This is a genomic window from Microvirga tunisiensis (assembly GCF_009296175.1).
GTDB lineage: Bacteria > Pseudomonadota > Alphaproteobacteria > Rhizobiales > Beijerinckiaceae > Microvirga > Microvirga tunisiensis.
This window is the reverse complement of the sequence record NZ_VOSK01000954.1, coordinates 1-634: the sequence shown is the minus strand read 5'-3', so window position 1 is coordinate 634 and position 634 is coordinate 1. Positions and strand designations below refer to the sequence as shown.

General features: G+C 59.6%; 1 pseudogene. It reads left to right on the top strand.

Annotated features, from left to right (window positions below):
- Positions 1–161 precede the first annotated feature (161 nt).
- A pseudogene (locus FS320_RS44695) lies at positions 162–515 on the top strand (LLM class flavin-dependent oxidoreductase); the annotation flags it as partial.
- Positions 516–634 lie beyond the last annotated feature (119 nt).

The following is a 634-nucleotide window of genomic DNA, read 5'->3' as shown; positions in this document are numbered from 1 at the left end:
GACAGCCCAACCTGGGCCGCGATCGCCCGGTAAGTCAGCCCGCGCTCCCGGAGCCCAATGACTTGCCGCCGGCGCTCCTCTTGAGCCGCGGCGGGCAGCTTGCGCATGTCCACGTGCTTCATGCCGACCAAGCTGGAGCCAACCAAGACCCTTTCAAGACAATGAGGGCCGGATCAATAACCTGCGGCATTTTCGATCATCTGGACGATGACGGCGGCGACATCGCCCGACAATATGCAGCTCGTCTGACCTTAGCAGAGGCGTGCGATGGCCTCGGTTTCTATGCATACCATCTCGCAGAGCACCACTGTACCCCGCATGGGAGAGGTCCATCGCCGAACCTCTTCCTCTCGAGTGTTGCACAGCGGACACGGCGACTTCGTTTCGGCCCGTTAGTAATGCTGCTTGCACTTTCTCATCCGCTGCGTGCGTTTGAAGAGATCTGTATGCTGGACCAACTGAGCGGTGGCAGGCTCGAACTGGGTATCGGACGCGGCTCTCTCCCGATCGAACTAGATCCTTAGCACAGTGATTTTGACGGTTTGACACCGCCAAGCTCGTGCTGCGGACTTCGCATCTGGTACCGAGGCCCCGTCCAATGGGGATCAATCCACTTGCAGATCCCGCACCGCTT